This window comes from Nocardiopsis mangrovi, assembly GCF_042653925.1.
GTDB classification, from domain to species: Bacteria; Actinomycetota; Actinomycetes; order Streptosporangiales; family Streptosporangiaceae; genus Nocardiopsis_B; species Nocardiopsis_B mangrovi.
The window spans coordinates 125,246-149,666 of sequence record NZ_JBHSFQ010000011.1; the positions used below are offsets into that span (position 1 = coordinate 125,246).

At 73.7% G+C, this 24,421-nt stretch carries 21 protein-coding genes and 1 riboswitch; of the genes, 7 read left to right on the forward strand and 14 right to left on the reverse strand.

All coding sequences use genetic code 11. The annotated features are described in order from the left end of the window. Positions 1-178: 178 nt before the first annotated feature. The 6 genes from ACFO4E_RS13645 to ACFO4E_RS13670 all read right to left on the reverse strand — a co-directional run bounded on the left by ACFO4E_RS13645 (position 179) and on the right by ACFO4E_RS13670 (position 7,252). Positions 179-2,308 (reverse strand): serine/threonine-protein kinase, encoded by a 2,130-nt coding sequence (locus ACFO4E_RS13645; RefSeq protein WP_378574488.1) that lies wholly within the window; start codon positions 2,306-2,308, stop codon positions 179-181. Between the two features lie 461 nt (positions 2,309-2,769). Continuing rightward, positions 2,770-3,315, reverse strand: a complete 546-nt coding sequence (locus ACFO4E_RS13650; protein ID WP_378574490.1) for a YbaK/EbsC family protein — start codon at positions 3,313-3,315, stop codon at positions 2,770-2,772. Between the two features lie 93 nt (positions 3,316-3,408). Beyond that, positions 3,409-4,197, reverse strand: a complete 789-nt coding sequence (locus tag ACFO4E_RS13655; protein WP_378574492.1) for an enoyl-CoA hydratase/isomerase family protein — start codon at positions 4,195-4,197, stop codon at positions 3,409-3,411. Positions 4,198-4,272: 75 nt separating this feature from the next. Further along, positions 4,273-5,076, reverse strand: coding sequence for an energy-coupling factor transporter transmembrane component T (locus ACFO4E_RS13660; RefSeq protein WP_378574494.1), 804 nt, complete (start codon positions 5,074-5,076; stop codon positions 4,273-4,275). Next, positions 5,073-6,647 carry an ABC transporter ATP-binding protein gene (locus ACFO4E_RS13665; protein WP_378574496.1) on the reverse strand — a complete coding sequence of 525 codons (1,575 nt, stop codon included), beginning with the start codon at positions 6,645-6,647 and terminating at the stop codon, positions 5,073-5,075. Before ACFO4E_RS13665 ends, ACFO4E_RS13660 begins: the two co-directional genes overlap by 4 nt. Further along, positions 6,644-7,252, reverse strand: coding sequence for an ECF transporter S component (locus tag ACFO4E_RS13670; protein WP_378574498.1), 609 nt, complete (start codon positions 7,250-7,252; stop codon positions 6,644-6,646). Before ACFO4E_RS13670 ends, ACFO4E_RS13665 begins: the two co-directional genes overlap by 4 nt. Before the next feature lie 89 nt (positions 7,253-7,341). Then, positions 7,342-7,449, reverse strand: a riboswitch (TPP riboswitch). Between the two features lie 216 nt (positions 7,450-7,665). Between ACFO4E_RS13670 and treS the strand changes: the two genes are divergently transcribed. The 3 genes from treS to ACFO4E_RS13685 all read left to right on the forward strand — a co-directional run bounded on the left by treS (position 7,666) and on the right by ACFO4E_RS13685 (position 11,080). Next, positions 7,666-9,387, forward strand: a complete 1,722-nt coding sequence (gene treS, locus ACFO4E_RS13675; protein ID WP_378574500.1) for a maltose alpha-D-glucosyltransferase — start codon at positions 7,666-7,668, stop codon at positions 9,385-9,387. Positions 9,388-9,563: 176 nt separating this feature from the next. Further along, complete coding sequence (locus ACFO4E_RS13680; protein ID WP_378574502.1) at positions 9,564-10,667, forward strand: DUF418 domain-containing protein; 1,104 nt, start codon at positions 9,564-9,566, stop codon at positions 10,665-10,667. Positions 10,668-10,735: 68 nt separating this feature from the next. Next, positions 10,736-11,080: a hypothetical protein gene (locus ACFO4E_RS13685; protein WP_378574504.1), complete on the forward strand. Its 345-nt coding sequence runs from the start codon at positions 10,736-10,738 to the stop codon at positions 11,078-11,080. Positions 11,081-11,102: 22 nt separating this feature from the next. Here ACFO4E_RS13685 and ACFO4E_RS13690 read toward each other — a convergent pair whose 3' ends face one another. Next, the gene (locus ACFO4E_RS13690) at positions 11,103-11,789 is read right to left on the reverse strand and encodes a hypothetical protein (RefSeq protein ID WP_378574506.1); all 687 of its coding nucleotides are present in this window, start codon (positions 11,787-11,789) and stop codon (positions 11,103-11,105) included. A 102-nt stretch (positions 11,790-11,891) separates the two neighbouring features. On the opposite strand from ACFO4E_RS13690, the gene sppA reads away from it, so the two are divergent. Both sppA and ACFO4E_RS13700 read left to right on the forward strand, forming a co-directional pair. Next, positions 11,892-13,610: a signal peptide peptidase SppA gene (gene sppA / locus ACFO4E_RS13695; RefSeq protein WP_378574508.1), complete on the forward strand. Its 1,719-nt coding sequence runs from the start codon at positions 11,892-11,894 to the stop codon at positions 13,608-13,610. Then, on the forward strand, positions 13,607-14,101 hold the full coding sequence (locus ACFO4E_RS13700; protein WP_378574510.1) for a flavin reductase family protein: 495 nt from the start codon (positions 13,607-13,609) through the stop codon (positions 14,099-14,101). The genes sppA and ACFO4E_RS13700 overlap by 4 nt, the downstream gene beginning before the upstream one ends. A gap of 326 nt (positions 14,102-14,427) precedes the next feature. On the opposite strand, the gene ACFO4E_RS13705 is transcribed toward ACFO4E_RS13700, so the two are convergent. From ACFO4E_RS13705 to ACFO4E_RS13730, 6 genes are all read right to left on the reverse strand, one after another. Further along, a complete protein-coding gene (locus ACFO4E_RS13705) occupies positions 14,428-15,336 on the reverse strand; it encodes an ABC transporter substrate-binding protein (RefSeq protein ID WP_378574512.1) in 909 nt (302 codons plus the stop codon). Between the two features lie 70 nt (positions 15,337-15,406). After that, a complete protein-coding gene (locus ACFO4E_RS13710; protein ID WP_378574514.1) occupies positions 15,407-16,081 on the reverse strand; it encodes an ABC transporter permease in 675 nt (224 codons plus the stop codon). After that, a complete protein-coding gene (locus ACFO4E_RS13715) occupies positions 16,078-16,833 on the reverse strand; it encodes an ABC transporter permease (RefSeq protein WP_378574516.1) in 756 nt (251 codons plus the stop codon). Before ACFO4E_RS13715 ends, ACFO4E_RS13710 begins: the two co-directional genes overlap by 4 nt. Further along, positions 16,826-17,977, reverse strand: coding sequence for an ABC transporter ATP-binding protein (locus ACFO4E_RS13720; protein WP_378574518.1), 1,152 nt, complete (start codon positions 17,975-17,977; stop codon positions 16,826-16,828). The genes ACFO4E_RS13715 and ACFO4E_RS13720 overlap by 8 nt, the downstream gene beginning before the upstream one ends. 282 nt (positions 17,978-18,259) lie before the next feature. Then, the gene (locus ACFO4E_RS13725) at positions 18,260-18,910 is read right to left on the reverse strand and encodes an HAD family hydrolase (protein WP_378574555.1); all 651 of its coding nucleotides are present in this window, start codon (positions 18,908-18,910) and stop codon (positions 18,260-18,262) included. A 75-nt stretch (positions 18,911-18,985) separates the two neighbouring features. Then, positions 18,986-19,702, reverse strand: a complete 717-nt coding sequence (locus tag ACFO4E_RS13730; RefSeq protein WP_378574557.1) for an NUDIX hydrolase — start codon at positions 19,700-19,702, stop codon at positions 18,986-18,988. 188 nt (positions 19,703-19,890) lie between these two features. Here ACFO4E_RS13730 and nadA point away from each other — a divergent pair, with 188 nt between their 5' ends. Continuing rightward, positions 19,891-20,889, forward strand: coding sequence for a quinolinate synthase NadA (gene nadA / locus ACFO4E_RS13735; RefSeq protein WP_378574520.1), 999 nt, complete (start codon positions 19,891-19,893; stop codon positions 20,887-20,889). A gap of 163 nt (positions 20,890-21,052) precedes the next feature. Then, entirely contained in the window at positions 21,053-22,888 is a 1,836-nt protein-coding gene (locus ACFO4E_RS13740; protein ID WP_378574522.1) for a hypothetical protein, read from the forward strand. 745 nt (positions 22,889-23,633) lie between these two features. Here the strand turns inward: ACFO4E_RS13740 and ACFO4E_RS13745 are convergent. After that, a complete protein-coding gene (locus tag ACFO4E_RS13745; protein WP_378574523.1) occupies positions 23,634-24,275 on the reverse strand; it encodes a hypothetical protein in 642 nt (213 codons plus the stop codon). Positions 24,276-24,421: the final 146 nt, after the last annotated feature.

The following is a 24,421-nucleotide window of genomic DNA, read 5'->3' on the forward strand; positions in this document are numbered from 1 at the left end:
CGGACGCCTCGCGCGTCCGTGTGTGACCCCTAAGGGTGTCAGTCGTACTGCTGCGATCGGGTGGCGGGGCGGCGTTCACGTCACGCCGTCCCACCTGTTCGTGGTGGCTTCTCCCCCTGATGTTACTGACTAGTAGCCCAGGGGCAACCGCCGACCCCCGTTCCGGGGATGAGACGTGTCACCTGGAGGATCCGCCGAAGAACCCGCCCGGCCCCTCCGAGAACGGTCCCGCCGGGGCCGCGGAGAAGCCGAAGGAGAGCACCAGCATCGCCAGCAGCACCACCGCGACCATCGATCCCCAGTAGACGTAGACGTTGCGGATGCCGATCTTGCCGACCAGCCCCAGCGCCTCGCGCCGCGCCCCCTTGGCGTTGGGCCCGAGGAAGCTCAGCAGCACCGTGACGCAGAAGGCGTAGGCCGAGATGTTGTTGGGGGTCCACTGGTCGGCGATGAGCGCGATCACCATGCCGACGAGGATGCCGACGAGCAGGTAGCCGAGCCCGTAGAGGAGGGTACGGCCCAGGGTGCGCAGCAGCGCCCACGGCAGGCTGAGCGCGATCACCATGTTGTCGGACTGGCGCGGGCCGCGGGTCTGCAGCCGCCGCGCGTGGTCGGTCTTGACGGTGTCGAGCGCGCCCAGGACGGCGGCGGCCAGCACCCCCACGACCAGGCCGAACAGCGGAACCGTCAGGCACAGCCCCGCGATCAGGCACAGCACGGGGATCAGGATGAGCGACGGCAGCCGGCGCGGCTCGTCCTCGTAGTAGTCGTCGTCTTCGTCGTCGGCGGAGACGTAGTCGCTGAGGCGGTCGCTCCCGGAGCGCCCGAAGCGGCCGAGGAATCCCCCGCGGCGATCGTCGCCCTCCTCGTCATCGTCGTCGCCGTCGGCGTAGGAGGCGACCTGGCGGCCGCGGCCGTCGTCGACCGGCGTGAGGATGTCGCGGAACTCCTCGGGGCGCAGCGTGGAGTTGAAGAACTGGGTCCGCGGCGCCATGGAGTCGTCGGCGCCGTAAGGAGCGGCCTGGTCGGGGTCGAGCCGGCCGGTGGCCTGGGGGTCGGCGGGCGCGACCGCCATGGTCCGGTCGGGGGAACCCGCGCTGTCGGGGTCGACCGCCATGGTCCGGTCGGGGAGGCCCGCGCTGTCGGCCCGGTCGGGGTCGACGGCCATCGTGCGGTCGGGCACCCCGCCCGCGCCGGCGGCCATGGTGCGGTCCGGGGAGCCGCTGCCGCCGGCCCCGCTGAAATCGTCCGCGGCCTGCGGGTCGACGGGGTTGGTGCGCAGGGGGTCCTGCGCACCCGCGCCCGCGCCGTGGCCCATGGCGGAGGCGGCGAGGCCGCCCGCGGCGGCACCGGCCGCGGCGCCCGCGGCCAGGGCCCCGAGCCCGCCGCCGTCGCCCTGGTCATCGGGGCGCGCGGCCTGCACGGTGTGGTGGCCGGTCAGCCCGCTGCCGGAATAGGCGGAGGCGTCCTCGGTCCAGGGCAGGTCGAGGTTGAGGCGCCCGGTCTCGGCGAGCAGCCCGCGCGCGGTGGGCCGTGCCGACATGTCGCGGGAGACGGCGGACAGCACCAGCGGCTTCAGCGCTTCGGGCATGCCGTCGAGGTTGATCTCGCCGTTGAGGATGCGGAAGAAGATGACCTCGAAGGAGCCCGCCCCATAGGGCGCGTGGCCCGTGGCGGCGAAGGCGACGGTCGCGCCCCAGGCGTGGATGTCGGTGGCCGAGCCGAGGTCGGTGCCCTCGATGACCTCGGGCGACAGGTAGCTGGGCGTGCCCACGAACGTGCCGGTCTGGGTCAGCTTCGCGCCGTCGACGGCGTGGGCGATGCCGAAGTCGATGACGATCGGCTCGCCGTTGGAGATGATGACGTTGCCGGGCTTGAGGTCGCGGTGGATGACGTCGGCCTCGTGGATGGCGCCGATCGCCCGCGCCAGCCCGGAGACGAACCGGGTCAGGGCCCGCCCGCGCAGGGGGCCGTGGTCGGTGACCGTGGAGTCGAGCGTGGGGCCCGGGATGTACTCGGTGACGACCCAGGGGAGCTCGGCGGAGATGTCGGCGTCGATGACCCCGGCGACGTTGCTGCTCTGCACGCGGCGCATGGTCTCGACCTCGCGGGCGAGCCGGGCACGCGCGATGTGGTCGCCGGCCACTTCGGAGCGCAACACCTTGATCGCGACCAGCCGGTCCTGCCGCGGGTCTACGGCTTGGTACACAACGCCCATTCCGCCCCGGCCGATTCTGCGGCGGATCATGTACGGGCCGATGCGCTCCGGCAGCCCCTCGTCCTCGGGGAAACCTGCCGTCATTGCCATAGCGAATTCATCCCCTCAAAACCCCGCACACCCACCGCAACAGCCTATCGGCCGGGGATGGCCGGGACCTCCGCCGGAGCCCGGCGCCCGGCCGGTTCCTTTGTGTCGTGATCTCCACAGCGACCTGTCGAGTGCCCGCCGCGGCGGTGTGAGACCACCGGGGCGCGCCCCTTGATGCAACGCTCATCGGACGCCCGCCCGCGCCTGAGCCGAAGCCCACCGGGCCGGTGTCCGTGATTGCCGTCCGGCACGTTCCGAGCGACCACATGAGTATGACGGAAAAAGCGGGGGCGCGGTTCCGCCGGATCCCCCGCGCGCCGCCCCCTGGGACCGGCGCGCGCCCACCGGCGCGGGCCGAAACCGCCTGCCGCCTGGCCGGGTGCGCGGGGCCGCGGCGCCCCGAACCGGGGCCGGAACCGGCCGCAGGACCCGGGAAGAACCCGGGTCCCACTGAGGAACCCTCAGGGCGCGGGCACCCCGAGGCCCTCGACGACCACCGCACCCGGCAGCTCGGCGAGCGCGGCGCCGGAGACCACGAGCTTGGACGCGCGCAGTCCGCTGCCGATCACCGCGTGGGGGGTCCGCGCCACCGCCCCGTCCACCAGGATCGGCCAGTCGGCCGGCAGCCCCACGGGGGTGATCCCGCCGTACTCCATGCCGGCCTGCGCGACCGCGTCCTCCTGCCGGGCGAACGACGCCTTGCGAGCCTCCAGGTGGCGCCGCGCGACCCCGTTGACGTCCGCACGGGTGCTCGCCAGGACCACGCAGGCCGCCATCCGCGCCGTCCCGCCCCGCTTGGCGGAGATCACCACGCAGTTCGCCGACGCGTCCAGCGGGATGCCGTAGGCGGCGCAGCAGTTCGCGGTGTCGGCGAGTCCGGGGTCGATCTCGGCGACCAGCGGGTCGGCGGCGGGCGCCGCCGTCTTCCACCGCTCCAGCGCCTCAGCGACGGGTGCGGCGAGCAGGTCGCGGCGTTCGGTGGCGGGGTGGGTGTCCAGTCCCCACATATCGGTGTCTCCTCGTGAATGTCGATGGGTGTGCCGGCGGGGCCGGGACGGGGACCGGCCGGCCCGTGCTCGCGCCCCGCTGCCCGGTCCCGGCTACCTGCCGGAGAAGCGGGCCTTGCCCGGCCCCTGCTCGGCGAAGCTGCGCATCCCCGTCTTCTGGTCCTCGGTGGCGAACAGGGCGGCGAAGTGCTGCCGCTCGATCTCCAGGCCCGTGGCCAGGTCGGTCTCCAGCCCGCTGTCGATGGCCTGCTTGGCCGCGCGCAGCGCGATCGCCGGCCCGCCGGCGTAGCGCGCCGCCGTCCGGACCGCCGCGGCGTAGACCTCGGCCGCCGGGACGACGGAGTCGACCAGGCCGATCGCCAGCGCCTCCTCGGCGCCCACGTGGCGGCCGGAGTAGATCAGGTCCTTGGCGCGGGCCGGCCCGATGAGGCGGGGCAGGCGCTGGGTGCCGCCGGCCCCGGGGATCACCCCCAGCAGGATCTCGGGCTGGCCCAGCTTGGCGTCATCGGCGGCCACCCGGAAATCGGCGCACAGGGCGAGTTCGCAGCCGCCGCCCAGGGCGTAGCCGGTGATGGCCGCCACCACCGGCTTGGGGATGCGCGCGACGGCGGTGAGGGCGTCCTGGAGCGCGCGGGAGTAGCCGGCCATGGCGGCGTAGTCCAGCTCCGCCATCTCCTTGACGTCGGCCCCGGCGGCGAACACCTTCTCCCCGCCGTAGAGCACGACCGCGCTCACCGAGTCGTCGGCGCCGACCTCAGCGGCCGCCGCGCCGATCTCGGCCTGCACCCGCGCGCTGATCGCGTTCATCTTCGGCCGGTCCAGGCGGATGACCGCGACGGCCGGTGTGTCCGGATCGGTCTCCACACGCACGAATCCACCCATGTCCCGCCGCCTTCCTCGATGGCCGTCGCCTCCCCCGCTGTTTACCACGCGCGGGACGCCGGCGGCCCGGCGGTGTCAGGAGAACAGCGGCGTCCACGTCCCCAGCGCCAGGGACAGGCCGTGGGCCGCGCACAGGACGGCGGCGGTGCCGGCCAGCAGGCCCGTGTCGGCCGCCCGCCACCGGCTCACCCGGGCATGGGTGCGCCGGCCGCCCCCGAAGGAGCGCGCGTCCATCGCCGTCGCGAGCTGGGTTCCCGTGCGGATCGACCGCACCAGGAGGGCGAACACCTTGCCGGCGAAGACGGTCAGGGCGGTGGCGGGGTTGCGTCCGGCCTCCAGCCCGCGGGCCCGGCGCGCCAGGCCGAGGATCCGCCACTGCGCCGCGAGCAGCGGCACCAGCCGCACCGCCGCGAGCACGCCCAGGGCGGGGCGTTCCGGGACCTTGAGCCTCTGCACCAGGGCGTCGGCCAGCTCGGTGGGGTCGCTGGTCAGCCCGACGAGCATGCCCGGCAGGGCGATCGCCAGGAGCCGCACGGCCGTTCCGAGCGCGGCGGCGGGGCCGCCGTCGCCGAACAGCAGGGTCACCACCCCGATCGACGCGCCCATGAGCAGCAGGGGCAGGCCCAAGGGGAGCAGCAGGCCCCGCTGCAGCCCGGCGAACGGGAGCACCAGCACCGCGGCCGCCAGGACGGCGCCGCTGGTGACGGGGTCGACGACCGGGACCAGGCCCGCGACCACCGCCAGCGCGGCGACCACCTTGGCCGCGGGGTTGGCCCGGACCAGCCAGGCCCGCGCATCGGGCTCCTCGGGGGGCGCGGCGCCGCCGGGATCCCGGGCGGGCGGCCGCCGCGGCACCTCTTCGCCCGCTGAGCGGATCACGCCTCTCCCCCTTCCGCGCCTTCGGTGACGGGCGCGGCGGGGGCCGCCACACGGCCGCCGTCGACGCGCAGCTCGGTATCGGCGAGGGCGCGCAGCAGCGGTTCGTCGTGAGTGCACATGACCACCGCCCGGCCCTGCGCGCGCAGGCCGGCCAGCAGCTCGACCAGCTCGGTCCAGGCCCGCGTGTCCTGGCCGAACGTCGGCTCGTCGAGCAGCAGCACATCGGGGGCGTGGGCGGACCCGGAGCTCAGGGCCGTGGCGACCGACAGCCGCCGCTTCTCCCCGCCGGAGAGCGTGAACGGGTGCACGTCGGCCAGCGCGCCCAGGCGCAGGCGCTCCAGCAGCTCCTCGACCCATGCCGCGGTCGCCCGCTCCCCCACGCCGGCGCGCAAAGGGGCGAAGCGCAGCTCGTCGCGGACCGTCCCGGTGACGAACTGGTCCTCCGCGTGCTGGAAGACCGTCCCCACGTGCCGGGACAGGGTCCGCGCGGGCCAGCGGGCGAGCGGGCGGCGGTCCCCCTCGGCGAGGCGGCCGCGCGGCAGCACCGCTCCCGCGGCGGGCCGGGCCAGCCCCGCCAGCAGCATCAGCAGCGTCGACTTGCCCGCACCGTTGGGCCCGGTCAGAGCGGTGGCGGTCCCGGCGCGGACCTCGGCGTCGGCGGCGTGCAGCAGGGTACGCCGCTCCGATCCGCGCCCGGACCCGACGCCGATTCCCGCGGGGGCGCGCACCGTGCACCCGGACGCCTCGATGAGGGCTCCGCCGCCGGGCGCGGGGGCCACCCGGGGCGCCGGCTCGTGCCCGGGGATCCACACCCCCCGCCGGGCCAGGCGCTCGCCGTGTTCGGCGAAGACCGCGCACGGGGCGCCGTCGGCGATCACCCCGCCGCCCTGTTCCACCACGACGACCCGGTCCACCAGGGCGGTCGCCGCCGAGGCGCCGCCCACGACGTCGGCGACCCGGTGCTCGACCAGGACCATGGTGGCCTCGGTCGTGGCGGCCAGGTCCGCGAGCAGCGCGCGGACCAGCGCCGCGCCCTCGGGGTCGAGGTTGGCGGTGGGTTCGTCCAGCAGCAGCAGGCGGGGGCGCATGGCGAGGGCCCCGGCCACCACCAGGCGCTGCTTCTCCCCGCCCGAAAGGGCCGCGGTGGGGCGGCCGACGCCGTAGGGGAAGCCGACCCCGGAGAGGGCGGTGTGCACGCGCGGCCAGATGTCCTCGCGTGCCACGCCGAGGTTCTCCAGGCCGAAGGCGACGTCGTCACCCGCGCGCGCCATGACGAGCTGGGTCTCGGGGTCCTGCCCGACGAGCCCGATCCCGCCGCGCCCGCCGCCGGGCGGCGCCCCGTCGACGAGCAGGCTCCCCTCGGTGTCGCCGGTGATGGCGCCGCTCTCGCCGGTGAGCCCGGCCATGGCGTGCAGCAGCGTGCTCTTGCCCGCGCCGGACGCGCCCAGCAGCAGGACCCGTTCGCCGGGTTCGATGGTGAGGTCGACGCCGCGCAGCGCCCATCCGCCGCGGCCCGCGTGCCGCCACCCCCAGTCCGACAGATCGACGCGCGCGCCTTCGGGGGACGTCACCCCTGGGCCGACGGGAAGGGGGTCAGCGCGCCGGCCTTGGCCAGCGCCGTGGTCAGCAGCCGCCCGCCGACGCCGGCGACGAGCGCGGCGCTGAGGACGACGATGACCCCGTAGGGCACCTGGAAGGACAGCGGCAGCTCGGGGTAGTAGCGGATGTTGTCCCAGATGGCCGGGGAGATCCCGGCCGCGGCGCCGGCGAGGACCGCCGTGACCATGCCCCAGCGGCGGTAGCGGCCGGCGGCGAAGACGAGTTCGGGCAGCAGCCCCTGGGTGAAGCCGGCGAGGACGACCGCGACGCCCCACTGGGTGCCCAGCAGCATCGAGACGACGGCGGCGGCGGTCGAGGTGAGCACGGCCGCCCCGGGCCGGCGGATGATCAGCCCGCCCAGCACGCCCGGAAGCAGCCACACCCCGTAGAGGACGGCCTGTGCGGGCGGGAAGAACAGGAAGAGGGGTTCGGTGGCGGCCCAGAGCATGCCCCAGAACCAGAAGATCACGCCGCAGGCGACGCCCAGGACCGCGGCGACGACGATGTCCACCGTGCGGTAGCGCGGCCGGTCCGGTGCGGGGGTCCCGGTGCCGGGGCCGGATGCGGTGTCACTCAATGGGTGTCCCTTCGCGTCGCGAAACGGAGGGCCCAGGCCAAGAGCGCCGGCCGGTGTCCGGCGGCGTGCGTGCACGCCGGGGACGGTCCGGTGGCGGGTCCACGACTTCCTTCGCTGGCATGACCCAGATCAGGTGTGTGAGGGTCTGCGGTCGGCGACCGCACTCTCAGCGCCGTAGCGCTCCCCTGTCGGTTTCACCCATTATGACCGTTGCGCCGGGCGCCGGGTCAAGCGCACCCCCGCTCCCGGCCGCCCGCCGGCCGTTCACGTGACGATGATCACACCGATCGCCGGCGCCGACACCGCCGGCGCACGGCACATCCGCCAGGAGCGTGGGTAGCGAACGTGTCGTATCCGTCCAGCCCGCGCGGACACCCGTGGTCGGGCGCGGCACCGAGAGGCGGGGATGCCCCGTGGCCACACACGAGCCGGTACGGGCCGCCGGCCGCGCGGACCCGGCGGCCGTGCCCGACACCTTCACCTCGGCCGCCCCGCGCGACCCCCACTGGTACAAGAGCGCGGTCTTCTACGAGGTGCTCACCCGCGGGTTCCACGACTCCAACGGCGACGGCACCGGCGATCTGCGCGGGCTGATCGACAAGCTCGACTACCTCGAATGGCTCGGGATCGACTGCGTCTGGCTGCTGCCGCTGTACGAATCCCCCCTGCGCGACGGCGGCTACGACATCGCCGACTACCTGAGCATCCTCCCGGAGTTCGGGCACATCGCCGACTTCGTCGACCTCGTCGAGCAGGCCCACCGGCGCGGGATCCGGGTCATCACCGACCTGGTCATGAACCACACCAGCGACCGGCACCCGTGGTTCGCGGCGTCACGGGAGGACCCCTCCGGCCCCTACGGCGACTTCTACGTGTGGTCGGACTCCGCCGACCGCTACAACGACGCCCGCGTCATCTTCGTCGACACCGAGCCCTCCAACTGGACCTACGACGAGCGCCGCGGCCAGTACTACTGGCACCGGTTCTTCGCCCACCAGCCCGACCTGAACTTCGAGAACCCCGACGTGCAGGACGCCATCCTGGAGGTGCTGCGCTTCTGGCTGGACCTCGGCATCGACGGATTCCGCCTCGACGCGGTGCCCTACCTCTTCGAACGCGAGGGCACCAACTGCGAGAACCTCCGGGAGACGCACGACTTCCTCAAGCGCGTGCGCGCCGAGGTCGACCGCCTCTACCCCGACCGGGTGCTGCTGAGCGAGGCCAACCAGTGGCCGGCCGACGTCGTCGACTACTTCGGGGACTTCGCGTCCGGCGGCGACGAATGCCATATGAACTTCCACTTCCCGCTCATGCCCCGGATGTTCATGGCCGTCAGCCGCGAGCAGCGGCGCCCCATCTCCGAGATCCTGGAGCAGACCCCCGAGATCCCGCGGGGCTGCCAGTGGGCCATCTTCCTGCGCAACCACGACGAGCTGACCCTGGAGATGGTCACGGACGACGAGCGCGACTACATGTACGCCGAGTACGCGAAGGACCCGCGCATGCGCGCCAACGTGGGCATCCGCCGCCGGCTCGCGCCCCTGCTCGACAACAACAGGAACCAGATCGAGCTGTTCACCGCGCTGCTGCTGTCGCTGCCGGGCTCCCCCGTCCTCTACTACGGCGACGAGATCGGCATGGGCGACAACATCTGGCTGGGCGACCGCGACTCCGTACGAACGCCGATGCAGTGGACCGCCGGCCGCAACGCCGGCTTCTCCCACGGCGACCCCGCCCGGCTGTACCTGCCGCTGATCATGGACCCGATCCACGGCTACCAGGCGCTCAACGTCGAGGCCCAGCGCGACCACCCCGGATCGCTGCTGAACTGGACCCGCGACATGATCCGGATCCGCAAGCGGCACCCGGTGTTCGGGACCGGCGCGTTCAGCGAACTCGACACCGGCAACCCCGGCGTGTTCGCGTTCCTGCGCGAGCACGGCGACGACCGCATGCTGTGCGTCAACAACCTCTCGCGGTTCCCCCAGCCGGCGGCGCTGGACCTGGGCCGGTTCGACGGCGTCGCCCCCGTCGAGTGCATGGGCGGGGTGCGCTTCCCCGCCATCGGCACGCCGCCCTACCGGATGACGCTGCCCGGCCACGGCTTCTACTGGTTCCGGCTGCCTGCCGGCTGAGGGCCGGTACGGCCGCACCACCGGCGCGCCCGATTCGACGTTGGTATCACCGCCCCCGACGAACGTCGGAGAAAACGGCCGGCCGGATTCCGCCGAGCGGACGATCCCCGACCCCGCCCCGCCCCGGTAGCGTCGCGCTGCACATCAGTCGCCCCCGACGACGTACGGAGCCCCCCGTGAAGCACATCTGGAAACGGCCGCCCGCGTGGACGGCCTCGCCCTCGGATCCCGAGGCGGGCCGGTCGCCGCGGCCGGGTGGCGGCGGGTCCCGCATCGACGTGCTCGACGTGGTCCGCGGGTTCGCGCTGTGCGGGATCCTGCTGGCCAATTTCGGGCCGGTCACCCACATGGGCTACAACGTGCCGTTCGATCCGGACCGGGAGCGCCATCTCGCCGAGACGGCGCTGCTCCTGCTGGTGAACGAGCGGTTCTTCCCGATCTTCGCGTTCCTGTTCGGTATCGGGTTCGCCCTGCTCCTGGGCTCCGCCGCGGCCCGCGGCGCCCGGCCCCGGCTGGTGCTGGCGCGCCGGCTCGCGGCGCTGCTCCTGCTGGGCGTCGTGCACGCCACCCTGCACCCGGGCGAGGCGCTGGCGCCCTACGGCGTGCTGGGACTGCTGGTCCTGCTGCCCGCCAGCTACCTGCCGCGGCCGCTGATCCTGGCCGGCGCCGGCGCGGCGACCGTGCTGGGGGTCACGGTGTTCACCGGCGGGTTGGCGCTCATCCCCGGCATGCTGCTGCTGGGCCTGGCCGCCGTCCGCTACCGCGTCCCGCAGGCCCTCGCCGACCGCACCGGGCAGGTGGCGATCGTGTTCGGGGTCCTGGCGGTGGGGGCCGCGGCGGCCCTCGGCTGGCAGAGCACCGACCTCATGAGCAGCGGGTTCTCCCACGCGAGCGCGATCGCCGGGCTGCTGCTGGCGGGCGTCTACACGACCGGCCTGTGCCTGCTCATGCGGACACCGCTGCGCACCGGGCTGGAGGCGGTCTTCGCGCCGCTGGGCCGCATGGCGCTGACCAACTACCTCACGGCCACGCTGCTGCTCCTGGCCGCGGGGTGGGCGTTCGGCTTCGCCGACCGCTACCAGTGGGGCGCCCTGTTCGCGATATCCGCCGCCATCCTCGCCTCCCAGTGGCTGGCGAGCACGCTCTGGCTGCGCCGCTTCCGGCACGGACCGGTGGAGTGGATGCTGCGCTGCGTCACCTGGTGGGCCGTCGTCCCGACGGCGGTCGCGGCCGCGCCGGAGCCGGAGACCGGCCGGGAGGGCGCCGCGGCCCGGCCGTAACCCGCATTCCGGGTGCCTTGGGGAAAGCCTCGTACGCCGTGACCTGCACGCCTCTACGCTCGGTCACCATGAACAACGTAGAGCGAGGCAGGTTCATGTACGGGGTGCGTGTGGCCGTGCCCGCCGGGAGCGACGGCCACGCGCTGCTGTGGTTCGCGTTCTGCCCCGAATGCCAGGTGACGGTCAACGCCGACCGGAACTTCCTGGAGGACTGCTGGAGCTGCGGCGCACCGCTGCCGCGGCGCTTCAACTCCCGGTTCGAGGCCAGGGTCGACTGGGTGCTGCTCGACGACGTACTGCTGGGCCGGCGCCGCACCGACAGCTGGTACTGCGGCTGCTGCGGCACCGAGAACCCCATCCCGGACACGTCCTGTCCGACGTGCCGCAGAACGCGGCACTCCACCGGAGCCTGACACCGGCCCCGGGCCCCGCCCGCTACTTCTTGTAGTCGGAGATGTCCATGGAGGCGGCGACCTCGTCGTAGACCGCCGCGTACCGGGAGTCGACCGACCACACATAGACGGCGACGTCACTGTCGGGCAGGAACCACAGCCGCACCTCGAAGGTGTCGTCGTTCTCGCACGTGACCTCCCACACCCGGTGGTGGGACTTGAGGCCGTCGGCGTGCTCGGTGAGGTCGTTGGGCGGCGACACGATCTCGGCGCCGGTGACCGGCGTCCCGCCCTCGGCCGTGGCCGCGCTGCGGCACTCGCCGGGCGCCGAGGCCCAGCCGGCTTCGGCGTCGTTGAAGGCGTCGCCGCGCTTGGGCCACTTGTTCTCGTCGTTCTTCGCCACGTGCGGCAGCACCTGAACGGACCCGTACCCGCAGCTGTCCTGCTCCGGCGGGCGCATGCACAGCCGGCCGCCGGTGCTGTCGATGTTCCAGTCCTCGGGTGCGTTGATCTTCACGCCCTCGACCTCGGCCGGGGAGAACCCGTCGGGAGCGGGCGGCTGCGCCGCGGGCACGACCTCGCTGTAGCGCGCGTCGAGGGCGGGGGCGTCGCCGCCCCCGGAGTCCGCGGAGCCGCACCCGGCCGCGAGCAGCGCGACCGCTGCGGCCGCCGCCGTTGCGGGGCCGGACCGGCCCCGGTTGAACCGCACTCGACCGGACGTCCCGGGCATCAGATTCCCTTCTGAGTCCTGCGTGACCTCACCGACGATAGCGGGCGAATGCGCCTGCGCGCGCCACGCCCCCGTTGCGCGCCAGCCATTAGCCTGAAGGGCATGGTGGATGTCGCGAAGCTGCTCGATCCCGTGTCCAAGGCCCGCCGACGGCGCAGCGCGCCGCTGGTCCTCGAAATCGACCTCACCGAAGGGCTCTCGGACGAGGCGCCGGCCGACCCCCTCGGCCAGCTCCTGGCCCGCCGCCACCAGCGGCTGTCGGACCTCATCGAGGGCATCCGGCGCGGCGCGCACGACCCGCGCGTGGTGGCGCTGGCGGCGCGGATCGACGGCAGGCCGCTGGGGTTCGCCCGCGTGCAGGAGCTGCGCGCGGCGGTGGTGGCGTTCCGCGCCGCCGGGAAGCCGACCGTGGCCTGGAGCGAGTCGTTCGGCGACTTCGGTCCCGGGACGGTCCCCTACTACCTCGCGACCGCCTTCGAGGAGATCGCGCTGCTGCCCACCGGGCTGGTGGGGCTGACCGGGCTGGGCATGCACACCACGTTCTTCCGCTCGGCCATCGACAAGCTCGGGGTGGAGTACCAGGCGGGCGCCCGCCACGAGTACAAGAACGCGGTCAACGTGTTCACCGAGACCGGCTACACCGACGCCCACCGCGAGGCGGCCGGGCGCATCGTGGAGTCGCTGGGCGAGCAGGTGGTCGAGGGGATCGCCGAGGGCCGCGGGCTGACCCCCGAGCGCGTGCGCGAACTGACCGACCGCGGCCCGCTGCTGGCCGGCGAGGCGCTCGAAACGGGATTGGTGGACCGGCTCGCCTACCGCGACGAGGTCTACGCCGACCTGCTCGGCAGGTTCGGCGACGGCGCGCGCCCCGGCGCGTCGGCGCGCCTGCAGTACGTCACCCGCTACCACCACCGCCACGCGGTGGCCTCCCGGGTCTCCACCGCGCGCAGCCGCGACCACATCGGCCTCATCTCGGGGATCGGCGTCATCGCCACCGGCCGCAGCCGGCGCTCACCGCTGGGCGGCGGCGCCACCATGGGGTCCGACACCGTGACGGCGGCCTTCCGCGCCGCCCGCGAGGACGACACCGTCAAGGCCGTGGTGTTCCGCGTCGACAGCCGCGGCGGCTCCGCGGTGGCCTCCGACATCATCCGCCGCGAGGTCGCCCTGACCCGCGACGCCGGGACCCCCGTGATCGTGTCCATGGGCGACTTCGCGGGGTCCGGCGGCTACTACATCGCCCTCGGCGGCGACCTCATCGTGGCCCAGCCCGGCACCCTCACCGGCTCCATCGGCGTCTACACCGCCAAACCCGTGCTGACCGGGCTCATGGACCGGCTGGGGGTCGCCACCGACTCCATCGACGGCGCCGCCCACGCCGGGATGTTCGGCACCGACCGGGGCTTCTCCGACTCCGAGTGGGAGCGGATCAACGCGATGCTCGACAGCATCTACCGCGACTTCACCGGCAAGGTCGCCGAGGCGCGCGGCATGACCCCCGAGCAGGTCCACGAGGTCGCCCGCGGCCGGGTGTGGACGGGGCGCGACGCCCGCGACCGCGGGCTCGTCGACGAACTGGGCGGGCTGGAGACCGCGGTGCGCCTGGCCCGGGAGAAGGCCGGGATGCCCGGCGCCGCGCTGCGCCCCTACCCGAGCGCGGGCCCGCTGGAGCGGCTGATCCCCGCGGAGTCCAGCGAGGACCGGGCGGCGGCGCCGCAGGGGCGGCTGGACGCGTGGGGGTCGCTGGCCGAGATCTCCGCGCGCCTGGGGCTGCCGGCGGCGGGGCCGCTCGCCATGCCCGGGAGCTGGGAGATCGGATGAACCCCGGGGAGTTCACCGAGACCATGTCCCGGTTCGCCACCGGCGTGACCGTGGTGACGGTGCGCGAGGGCCGCGATGACATCGGGAGCACGGCGACCGCCTTCACCTCGGTGTCGGCCGATCCGCCCATGGTGATGCTCGGCGTGCTGTCCACGAGCTACCTGGCCGAGGCGATCGAGCTGGCGGGGCGGTTCGCGGTGAACGTCCTGGGATCGGGCCACCGCGCGCTGGCCGGGCGGTTCGCGGCCGAGGGCCGCCCCAGCGCGCGGCTGCTGCTGGCCGGGGAGGCACACCATCGGGGGGAGCACACGGGCGCCCTGGTCCTGGACACCGCGCTCGCCGCCCTGGAATGCCGGGTGACGGCCCGCGTGGAGGGCGGCGACCACGTGGTCTACCTGGCATCGGTGGAGTCGCTGCCCCAGGTCGCCGGACCGGAGGCCGACCCGTCGCCCCTGATCAGGTACGGGGGAAGATACCGCTCCCTCGCATGAGGCAAAAGCTATAGAGAAGTAAGTCCTACCGGTCCGGTGGTGAGCCCAACCTTGACCTTGGGGCTAGTGCCGCCGCGGGGCCGGGAGGCAGTCCAATAGGACCCATGGACGGCTTCTATACGGTGCTCGGGATCCTGGCGGTCGGACTCGTTCTGGCCCTGATCCTGTGACGGCTCACTGAGGGCCCTCGCGCCCCATCTCCCGACGGCTTTCAGGCCCCATCGATAGGGAACCGTTTAGCGTCCCCACCGGGTACCCCACGGCCCGGGTCGTGCAGGGGCGGACCCCACTTGCTCCGGGGTCCGCCCCTGCACGCCGGCTCCTGCTCAGGCCAGCCCGGCCTGGCTCAACCAGTCGGCGGCCACGTCGTCGGCCTCTTCGTGGTCCACCTCCACCCGCTGGTCCAGCTCGGTCAGCTGCTCGGTGGTGAGTTCCGCCGAGACCGCGTTGAGCGCGGCCCGCGCGGTCTCGTCGACCGATCCGCCGTGGATCAGCGGCGTCACGTTCTGCGAGCCGAACACGTTCTCCGGGTCCTCCAGCGCGACGTAGTCGCCGGAGGTGAAGGCGGCGTTCGTGGTGAACAGGTTGGCGGCCTGCACGTCGCCGTCGGCGAGCGCCTGGACGAGCAGGTTGCCCTCCAGGGGCGTGAACTCGCCGAACTCCACCCCGTAGGTCTCGGCCAGCCCGGGAACGCCCTGGGCGCGGGTCTCGAACTCGGCGGGGGCGCCCAGTGCCATCTCCGGGGCGGCCTCGGCCAGGTCGGCGATGGTCTCCAGACCTTCCGCCTCGGCGGTCTCGCGGGTGACCGTCACCGAGTCCTTGCTCTCGGCCGCGGCGGAGTCGAGGATCTCCAGCCCTTCGGGCAGGGCCTCCTCGATCGCGGCGTTGGTGGCCTCGGTGTCGCCGGAGACGGCGTCGGGGTCGAGGTAGAACAGGATGCCGCCGTTGTACTCGGGGAACACCGACAGGTTGCCCGACTCGATCTGGTCGTAGTAGACCTCGCGGCTGCCGATGTCGAGCTGCTTCTCCACGGTCACGCCCTCGGCCTCCAGGGCCTGGGCGTAGATCTCGGCCAGCAGGATGCTCTCGGGGAAGTTGGCGGAGCCGACGACGACCGCGCCGTCGGTGCCGCCGCCCCCGCCGCCCCCGGCGTAGGGGTCGTCTCCCCCGGCGCAGGCGGTGGCCGCCAGCATCAGGGGGACTCCGGCGACCGCCAACCGCGTCGCTATGCGCATGACGTACCTTCTTCTGTTTCCATCGTGGGGTTTCGGCGGACGTCCGCGGACCGGCCGCGGCGTCCCGGGATCAGGGGGTGGCGGCGGGCCGGACGCGCAGGCCCTTCGCCACGGCGACGCGGCGCAGCAGCGCGAACAGGCCGGTGACGATGAGCGCCAGCGCCACCACGAGCAGGGATCCGCCCAAGATCATCTCGATCTCCCTGCGTGACTGGCCGTCGACGATGTAGCGGCCCAGGCCGCCGATGCCGACATAGGCGGCGATCGTGGCGGTGGCGACCACCTGGATGGCGGCGGTGCGCAGGCCCACCAGGATCAGGGGCAGGGCGATGGGCAGCTCCAGCCGGAACAGGACCTCGGGGCCGCGCATTCCCATGCCCTGCGCCGCGTCGCGCAGCTGGGGGTCGACACCGCGCACGCCTTCGTAGGTGTTGACGAGGATCGGCGGGACGGCCAGCGCCACCAGGGCCACCAGTACCGGGGTGAGCCCCAGGCCCATGCCGAGCACCACCAGGGTGAGCACCCCGATCGTGGGCAGCGCCCGGGCGAAGTTGGCGAGGGTGATGGCCGCGAACCCGCCCCGCCCGGTGTGGCCCGTGAGGAGCCCGACGGGGATCGCGATGAGCGCGGACAGGACCAGGCCGAGGGCGGAGTACAGCACGTGCTCGCCGAACCTCGCGGGGATCCCGGCGGAGCCGGTCCACTGCTCGGGCCGGGTGAACCACTCGACGACGTCGAGGATCATGCGGCCTCCCCCTTCTTCGCGCGCGCCGCGGAGCCGGTCCGCGCCGCCGCGGTCGCCGCTCCCCCGCGCCCGCGGGTCCAGGGCGTGAGCCATCTCTGTACCAGGACGAGCAGGGCGTCGGCGACGAAGGCGAGCACGACCGAGAGCACCACGCCGACGATCACCGGGGCCGCGAAGTTGCGGCGGAAGCCGTCGGTCAGGATGATCTGGCCCAAGCCGCCCAGGCCCACCAGCGAGGCCACGCTGACCATGCTGATGGTCGCGACGGTCGCCACCCGCAGGCCGGCGATGATGACCGGTACGGCCACCGGCAGCTCCACCGCCACCAGCCGGCGCAGGGGGCTGAAGCCCATGGCCACGGCCGCCTGCCGCACGTGGTCGGGCACCTGGCGCAGCCCGTCGACGACGTTGGGCACCAGGATCGCCAGCGTGTAGAGCGCGAGGGGGATGATCGCGGTCCACGGGCTGAACCCGGTGTAGGGCAGCAGCAGGAAGAACAGCGCGAGCGAGGGCACCGCGTAGAGGACGTTGACGCCGGTCAGCAGGGACGGGTAGACGCGGGGCCAGCGCGCGGCGGCGACGCCCAGCGGCAGCGCGAGGGCGAGTCCCAGCAGGACGGGCACGACCGACAGCTGCAGGTGTTCGAGCAGGCGGGGGGCGATGGGGTCGTCGAGGTTGGACACCGTCCAGTCCCACACCTCGACCGCTCCGCCCGCGAACAGGGGCGTGTGGGCGGCGCCGGGGTCAGTCATCGTCGCCCTCAGCCGCGGCGTGGCCGTCGGCCTCGCCCACCGACCAGATGGCCGTGCCGAGGTCGGTCTGGGAGACGACGCCGATGACCGTGCCGTCGGCCCCGACCCCGACCGCGCGCCCGGCGGGCGAGAGGACGGCGGCGTCCAGCGCGGCGCGCAGCGAGTCGGTGGGGACGGTGAAGGTGTGGCCGTACCCGATGAGGTCGACGCCGGACAGGACGCTCCCGGGGTCCAGTCCCGCCAGGCGGTCGGCGCCGATCCAGCCCAGCGGGCGCCGGCCGGCGTCGGTGACCAGGAGCCAGGGCTCGCCGGTGGCGGCCGCCACCTGCCCCGCATCGGCGGCGGTCGCGGTGTCGGCGACGATGATGTCGCTGCGCGGGGAGAGGTCGCGGGCGGGGAAGAAGGACAGCCGCCGTACCCCGCGGTCGTAGCCGATGAAGTCCTCGACGAAGGCGTCGGCGGGTTCGGCGAGCAGCTTCTCGGGCGGCGCGAGCTGGGCGAGCCGGCCGCCGGAGCGGAACACCGCGATGGCGTCGCCGAGCTTGACGGCCTCGTCGATGTCGTGGGTGACGAAGACGATCGTCTTGTGCAGCTCCTGCTGGAGCCGGAGCAGTTCGTCCTGGAGGCTCGCGCGCACCAGGGGGTCGACCGCGCTGAAGGGCTCGTCCATGAGCAGGATGGGCGGGTCGGCGGCCAGCGCCCGGGCGACCCCCACGCGCTGTTGCTGCCCGCCGGAGAGCTGATGGGGGTAGCGCTTCTCCTGGGCGGGCTCCAGCCCGACCAGCTCCATCAGCTCGCGGGCGCGGCCGCGTGCCTCGGCCTTGGGGGTGCCCAGCAGCAGCGGGACCGTCGCGATGTTGTCGACGATGGTGCGGTGCGGGAAGAGGCCGGCCTGCTGGATGACGTAGCCGATGGATCGGCGCAGTGTGGCGGGGTCCTTGCCGCGGATGTCCTCGCCGTCGATGGCCAGGACGCCGCTGGTGGGTTCCACCATGCGGTTGATCATCCGCAGGGCGGTGGTCTTCCCACTGCCCGAGGAGCCGACCAGGACCGTGGTGCGCCCGGTGGGGATCTCCAGGTCAAGGCGGTCGACGGCGACGGTGCCGTCGGGGTAGTGCTTGCTGACACCCTCGAAGGTGATCATGTGGCTGGTCGTGTCCTTCTTTCGGGCACGCCGCTGAGGTCGCGGTGGCTGCGGTCTGCCGACGGGGTCCTGGCGGCCCGGGCACTCCGAAGGGTGTGGTCGCCCGAGGTGGTGCGGTGCGCTGGGTCGATCCGGCGGTCGGTCATGGGGTCGCTTTTTCCCTTGTTTTCAGATTGGCAAACCAGGAATTTACCCGACATGGCCCCATAGACCGCCGGACGGACCCCGGCACCGCGGTCGCGCCCCCATGGGGCACGGCCGCCCGCCCGGCCGGCGCGCGGCTCAGGCGCGCGCGGCGACCCAGCCGGCCAGCGGTGAGAGTCCATCGAGCACCACATCGGCGCGCTTGGCGTCGGGCCGCCCGCTGTGCAGGTAGCCGAGCATGCCCCGGCGCACGAGCGCGGCGGCCATCCCCGCCTGCTTGGCGGGCAGGACGTCGTTGTCGAGGCGGTCGCCGACGTAGAGGATCTCGGCGGGCGCGCGCCCGGTGGCCTCCAGCACCCGGTCGAAGAACGCGGGGTCGGGCTTTGCGACCCCCCAGTCGTCGGAGACGTGGATCTGGTCGGCGGGCAGGTCCATGGCGAGCAGCGCCGGACCGGCGGACGCGGGCTGGTTGCCGGCGATGACGACGTCCAGCCCCATGGCCCGCAGCTCGCCCAGGGTGGTGCGGACGTCGGGGTAGAGGTCGCCGGAGTCGAAGCCCTCCCGCAGCGACTCCGGTTCGGCGGCCAGCCAGGCCGCGGTCTCGACGTCGAGGCGGAAGTCCGGCTTGACGAGGCGGAAGGCGTCGATGAGCGGGCGGTCCTCGGCCAGCACGGCGCCCAGCAGGCCGAAGAAGGCCAGCCGCGGCACACCGAGCCGGTCGGCCCAGCGCCCGAAGATGCGCGTCTCGTCGATCAGGGTCTCGCCGACGTCGAACACCACACTGCGAATCGTCACGAAAGGGACGCTAACACGGCCGGGCCGCCATGATCGGCGCGGCTCGCCACCCCTTTCGCGCCCGGCGGGTCAGCCCTCGGGCGGAGGGCGCAGTACCGCGAAGGCGTCGGTGATCTCCAGCCGGCGGGTGCGGAACCGGAAGAGCGCGGCGGGGCGGCCGCCGGAACGCCCCGAAGGGACGGATTCGCCGGTCTCCTCGATCTGGCCGCGGCGCAGGAGCACCCGGCGCAGGTTGGTCGCCGCGACGTCGTGGCCGAGCGCGGCACGGTAATAGCGCGACAGCTGCGACATGGTGAACTCCGGCGGCGCCAGAGCGAAGCCGACGTTGGTGTAGGACAGCTTGGCGCGCAGCCGGCGACGCCCGGAATGCACCATGGCGGCGTGGTCGAAGCCCATGGGCGGCAGGTCCGACGCGGGGTGCCAGTGCGTATCGCACGGGATGACGGGGTCGATGTCGGCGGGGACCAGCCCGAGGTAGGCGGTGGCCAGCATGCGCCCGTAGGGGTGGCGGTCGGGCTCACCTCGGGTCTCCAGCTGCTCCAGGTGGGTGAGATCACGCACATCGACCTTCTGCGCGAGCTGGCGCCGCACGGATTCGCCGAGCCCTTCGCGGTCGCCCAGCCGGCCGCCGGGCAGCACCCAGCGGTCCTCGAAGGGCGGCCGGGCCCGGCGCCAGAGCAGCACGCTCAGCCGGTCGTCGCGGATCTGGAGGACGACGGCCAGCACCTCGTGCCCGGCCATGGCGGCGGGCCGCTCCGCCGCCGCGGCACCGATCGCGGGGTTCATGCGCGTTTCGCGGGTGCCACCGCCGCCGTTGACGCCGTCGATGCCCGCCCCTGTCCCTCCCATGGGACACATGTTAGGCTGCGTGGAGTTTTTGCCTGAAAGGCATTAACTGGCTGTGGGCAATCCCCCACAGCCAGGAGGCCGCCGCCCGGCTCCACCGGGCGGCGCCACGGCCGAAGGAACACCACATGGCAACGGTCACCGCCGCGGCGGACACCATGACCAGACACGAGTGGGCCGCCGAGGTCCGCCGCCTGGCCCGGGAGCGCGACGCCGTCATCCTCGCGCACAACTACCAGCGGCCCGAGATCCAGGACGTCGCCGACCACACCGGAGACTCCCTGGCGCTGTCGCGGCTGGCGGCGACCGTGGAGGCGAGCACCATCGTCTTCTGCGGCGTGCACTTCATGGCCGAGACCGCCAAGATCCTCTCCCCCGAGAAGACGGTCCTGCTCCCCGAGCCGGAGGCGGGCTGTTCCCTCGCCGACACCATCACCGCCGACGACGTGCGGGCCTGGCGGGCCGAGCACCCGGACGCGGTCGTCGTCGCCTACGTCAACACGACCGCGGCGGTGAAGGCCGAGACCGACATCTGCTGCACCTCCTCCAACGCCGCCGATGTCATCCGCTCCATCCCCGAGGACCGCGAGATCCTGTTCCTGCCCGACCAGTTCCTGGGCGCGCACGTCAAGCGGGTGACCGGGCGCGACAACATCCACGTGTGGATGGGGGAATGCCACGTGCACGCCGGCATCGACGGCGCCACGCTGCGCGAGCGGGTCGCCGCCGAACCCGACGCCGAGCTGTACGTCCATCCCGAGTGCGGCTGCGCCACCTCGGCCCTGTACCTGGTGGGTTCGGGCGCCGTGCCCCAGGAGCGCGTCAAGGTCCTCTCCACGGGCGGAATGCTCTCGGCGGCCGAGAGCACAACGGCCGGAAAGGTCCTCATCGCGACCGAAACGGGCATGCTGCACCAGCTGCGCGCGGCCAATTCCACAACGGTCTTCGAGCCGGTCAATCCGCGGGCCGAATGCCATTACATGAAGATGATCACGGCGGACAAGCTGCTCAGCGCCCTGCGCGCGGGCACCACCGAGATCACGGTCGACGAGGCCACGGCCGCGAAAGCGCGCCGTTCCGTGGAACGAATGGTGGAAATCGGCTCGCCATCGCGCGGAGGCGAATGACCAGGTCCTCGGGAGGTGACATAATTCTTACCTTCCGGCCACAGCTCAACCGCATTCCGGGCGTCGACCCCTGGAAATCGCTAGCGTGATCCGGACAACTCCGGCTTATCACCACGCTTGCGGTGCCCGCCGGAGTACGCGTGTCGCGCTTTTGGGAGGGAACGTGACAACGCACGCCGATATCGGGCGTCACCATGCCGACACCGGGGCGGAGGTCTTGGCGCTCTTGCGCGCCGGCGGCGGCCATCGCCGCTGCTACGACGCCTTCGCCCCGGAGCTGTACCGCTATTGCTGGACTCTACTGGGCCCCGATCAGGGAGAGGAACCCGACCGCGCGGGCGCCGCCGTGCGCCACGCGCTGCTCGCGGCCGCGTACTTCGCGCCCGACATGGGCGACAGACCGGCCGAACTGCGGCCGTGGCTGTTCGCGCTGGCCCGCGCCGCGGCTCGGCTGCGCGGGTTCAGCCCGCGTTCCCCGTACGCCGGCCTGGCCACGGCCGACAGCGAGAAACCCGCTGTCGAACTGGCGCTGCGGCTGCCGCCCAGCCACCGCGAACTCCTGGAACTCCGCCTGCGCCACGGGCTCGCGCCCGAGCACATCGCCCGTCTCCTCGGCCTGGCCGAGGAGACGGCACACGAACTCTGCGCCTCGGCGGTCGCGCGTGCGGCGGAGACCCTTTCCGCGCTGCCCGCCCCGGCCCCCGGGCCGGACGGGACGCCCGATCCGGCGACCGGGGAGGACGGGACGCCCGGGCCGGCCGCCGGGCAGAGCGGGGCACCCGACCCGGCGACGGGTACGGGCACGCACACGGGCGCCGCGCCGTCGGGGAACACCGCGCACGCCGGGGCCGCCGGAGAGCAGGCACGCCAGGAGACGACCGGCGGGTACACCGACGCGGAACGCGCCGTACGCGCGTACCTCGCCGAACTCGACCCGCCCGGCCCGCCCGCCACGCTGCGCTCGCTCGTCCTCCGGGAGTGCGCGAGCCCGCTCGGCGGGCCCGAGCGCCGCGCGGCGGCGACCGCCCTGGCCCCCCTCGACGCCGACGGCTACCCGCTCCACCGCGACCGGCCGGCGCCGGCGACCGGAAGGCTTCCGATCGGCGGGGTCCCGCCCGCGCCGGTGGCCGCCGACGGCGGCGCCGGGGCGACCGGAACGACGGGAGCCGGGGACGCGCCCCGGGTCCGCGTCGGCAGAGTGTCCAGAACCGCGACCGGAACCGCTGCGAGCGGCGGAACCGGACACGGGGACCACACTCGGAGCGACGACGACACCGACGAGGACATGACCGCACTGGACAGCGGCGCCCGGGAACGGACCGGCCGCGGAACCGATTCCACGACCCCGCCCGGATCCGCGGACGGCGGGCCCGGATCCGCGCCTGCCGAGAGCACGCGGGCGCTGCCCGCCGACCGCATCACAACGCGCGACGTCGCATCGGGGCCGCCCGAGCAGATCGCCGAACTCGGCTTGCCCGGCGCGGGGGCCGACGACGACCTCCGGCACCGCCGGCTAGGGCCGGCGAGCGCCGGGCTGATCGGCGCGGCCATCCTGGCCGCGACATGGGGCGCCATGGCGCTGCTGGGCCAAGGGGGCGGGGACACGGTCGATTCCGGCCTGCCCGGCAGCGTCCTGCCCTTCCCGATCGCGGGCGACGACGCCGACGCCGCGATCTCCGACCCCGCCCACGCACCCCACCCCTCACCGGATCCCGCCGGACCACGCGTCCTGGGTGAGGCCGCCGCCGAGGCCGAGACGGTGCCCCCGGTCGAGGACGGCGAAGAGCCCGGGCCCGAGGCCCCCCAGGAGGACACGGACCCGGCCGACCCCGCCCCCGAACCCACGGCCGCACCCGCCCCCGTCCCCGAGCCCCCGTCCGAGCCTTCACCCCCGGACGAGGCCCCGCCGGACGAGGACGAAGAACCGGAGGAGAAACCCCGCGGCCCCGTCGGCCGCTTCTTCGACGACCTCACGGGCCTCTTCACACCGAGGGGGTGACGGCGGGGGCACCATCGGCCGCCCGCCGCGACCCGGCCCAGGACCCGAGCCCGGCCGACACGAACGGCACGGTCCCCACGTGCGCGCCGGCCGCGGCGGACAGTGACGAGGGCGGACCCGCCCGGCCGCTCCGGCCGAGGGGGTCCGCCGCCACCACCGGTCTCCGGTGTGCGCCGCCGGCACGGGAGGAACCCCGTGCATCGACGCCCCCGGAGCCGACCGCGGCGACGCGCCTGCGGGCGGGCTTCACGAGTCGCGTCACCCGCCGCGACCGCCGACCGCGCCGTCTCCAAGACGATCGTGGCCGGGGCTGAACGCACCGGGTGCGGCCCGTCCCACGAAGAACCCAAGGGCGGCCGCGACCGGGTACGGCTCCGCGAACCCCAACGGGTCCCCCTCCCTCCTGGGCCTTCGCCCGGCTCGGAGGCTTCATCGCCTGCACGGCCGAGCGGGCCGGGGTGCCCTGGTCTTCGCCGATCCCGCGTACACGTCGCAGACGCGCGCCGAGTGCGGCCGTGTCGAGCGACCGTGTCGGCCAGGGGCCGTTCATCTGCCGGGGGTGCGGGATCGTCGCCCATGCCGGCCGGGATGCCTCCCGCGGCAGCTCCGCCCGCGGCGGGTTCGTGTGGAAGGCGGGGCGTGCGTCACGCGTCCCTGCCGCCCCATAACGGGGGTGTCCGGACGGCGGGGTCCATCCCGGCGACCGGTCGGGCACCACCTCCGGGCCCGGCCCTTCGGCACCGGGTCACGTCGACGGGTGGACCTGGGGTTCTCGGCCCGGTGCGGGGGACTCGGTCTCGGCGTCGCCGATGTGTCCGCCGAAGCGGCGGGTGCGGCGCGAGGGTGGGACCGCCCCTCTGTGTGGGACCGCCGCTCTGTAATCGAGGGCTTCCCGTGCCGTCGGTCCCCCCGGAAACCCGAGCGCCCCCGGTGCCTCTGACGGCTCAACGAATCCCATGGAGCCCACCGGCTCCGTTGGCCCCACAGAGCCCATGCGTCCCGCCGATCCCGCCGGCCCCAGTGCGTCGATGTCGTCGATCTCGACGAGACCGCTGGATGTGAGCGCCCAATAGGCGTGGGTGGCCTCGCCGAACCACACCACGATGCCGGGCAGGCGCCGCTCCAGCTCCGACGCCTTGCCGTGCTCGGGCGCGAACTCCACGCGGTGGCCGTTGATCCGCGGCTGCCGCGCGGCGCGCCGGTCCCGGCAGATCCGGTGCATGCACCGCTCGCAGGGTGCGGGAGGAGCCGGCCGCCCGGCCGCCAAGGCGCGGAAGTCGGCGAACGTCGGCGCCGCGGGGGACGAGGAGGAGGGGGGTGCTGCGGAGGCGTGGGATGCGGCGTTCTCGGATGCGGCGCCACCTGGGAAGCGGCTGGCGTTGGACACCGGTTCCTCCTCTGCGTGCAGACGAGCCTGGGATCGCGGGCCAGGGCGATGGATCGGGCACCATCCCGGCCATTCTGTTACCGGCCTCCGCCCCCTCGGATTCGCGACATTCGGGTGTGTTCTCTCGGTCTGCGACAAACCGCCAG